Raw genomic sequence first — 1723 nt, forward strand, 5'->3', positions numbered from 1 at the left:
GGTCCATGGCCATGCGCCGGCGTTCGCGCTCCATGCCTTCGGTCAATTGCGAGGCGCCGACGCGCAGCAGCTCGACGCGATTTCGCGCCTCGCTCTCGGCCAGCATGGCGCGGCGCGCCTCCTCGGTCTGGATCAGCGCGAAGATGTAGGGCGCGATCAGGTCGGCGCATTGCTGCGCGACCGCGACGTCGGCAAGCGTGTAGCAGTCGACCTCGTGCCGGCTGATGTTGAGCGCGCCGATGATGCCGCCGCGCGCCCTGAGCGGCACGACGATGCGGCTGCGCAGCCTGGCGGCGAAGATCGGACCATCGATAGCGGTGGCGAAATGGAACCGCTCGTCGCTCAGCGCGTCGTCGGCGAGCAGATAGGGGACTTCGCCCCACAGCACCGAGCGGATCGGGCTGACTTCGGTCGGCAGCGGATGCTGGGCAAGCTCGCTCCAGCTGGTGTGGAAGCCGGCTTCGTAACAGGCGTGCCGGCGCCCATCATGCGACAGCACCGCCAGATCCATGTGGTCGTGCGGGATGAGCGAGCCGATCTCGATGGCTGTCGCGCGGAACGCCGTGCCGGGATCGATATGGCCGGCAAGCGCCCGCGATATCGCCAGCAGCCGGTCGATCAGGACCAGGGACACTTCCGCCATTGCTTTCACGATCCTCCCGTGCCGGGAAATAGTGGACGCATGCCGCCGCCGCTGTCAACGACGGTGCCTTTGGTCATAGGAATTTTTTCTTGACTCGGTGAGCTCAGCTATGGTACATTTTCGTCCATGGTGCTGATTTGCGCCGGTGACCCGCCGCACTGGCGGGTTTTTCATTTGCTGCTCCGTCAGCGCAGACGAAAGCTCCGAAGAAACCCGTTAGCCCTAGTTCGTTGCCCTGCCGTCGGCGCCGATCAACTTGCGGTGCAATGATTGTAAAGGGTTCGCGTCCTGGTCTAGGGAGGAGGCCAGGAGACCGAAACAGAATGCCAGTGACGCAAAACGTTGCTCCGGGCGCCCCGGGAATTCCGGCGCGCTGGACGTCAAGCGCCAAGAGCGGCGTCGGAACGTCGCTTTCGCCGGCCGGCCGGATCTGGTTCACGATCAGCCACGGCATGCTCAACGAAATCTACTATCCGCGCGTCGACAGTGCCTGCACCCGCGACCTCGGCCTCATCGTCACCGGCGCCGCCGGCTATTTCTCGGAAGAGAAGCGCGCTGCCACGCACAGCATCGAACCGTTCGAGGACGGCGTACCCGCCTACCGGCTGGTCAACACGGCGAACGACGGCGCCTGGCGGATCGAAAAGCGCATCCTCGCCGATCCGGCGCGCCCGGCGCTGCTGCAGGAAATCACCTTCACGGCGCTGAGGGGCGTCGCTGACGATTATCGCGTCTACGCGCTTCTGGCGCCGCATCTGGTCAATGCCGGCATGGGCAACACCGCCTGGGTCGGCGAGCACGAGGGAAAGCCCGTGCTGTTCGCCTCGGGGCGCGGCTCCTGCCTGGCGCTGGCCTCGTCGCTGCCCTGGCGGACCGGCTCGGCCGGCTATGTCGGTTTTTCCGACGGTTGGCAGCAACTGCACAACACAGGTGAGCTCGATGCTGCGTACCAGCGGGCCGAGGACGGCAATGTCGCGCTGACCGGCGAGATCGGCTTTTCCGCGGCCAGGACCAAGGCTTTGCTGGCGCTGGGATTTGGCGCGACGCCCGAGGAGGCCGCGGAACATGCTTTCGCCAGCC

The 1723-nt window shown here is 65.8% G+C and carries 1 protein-coding gene and 1 pseudogene; one reads left to right on the plus strand and one right to left on the minus strand.

Translation table 11 applies throughout. The features are described from left to right. On the minus strand, positions 1 to 643 hold a 643-nt coding region (locus EN884_RS34990; protein ID WP_348632998.1), incomplete at its 3' end, for a GAF domain-containing protein. 323 nt (positions 644 to 966) lie between these two features. Between EN884_RS34990 and EN884_RS34995 the strand changes: the two are divergent. Continuing rightward, positions 967 to 1723, plus strand: a pseudogene (locus EN884_RS34995) (glucan 1,4-alpha-glucosidase); the annotation flags it as partial.

The organism is Mesorhizobium sp. M7A.F.Ca.AU.001.01.1.1 (genome assembly GCF_004022735.1).
GTDB classification, from domain to species: domain Bacteria; phylum Pseudomonadota; class Alphaproteobacteria; order Rhizobiales; family Rhizobiaceae; genus Mesorhizobium; species Mesorhizobium ciceri.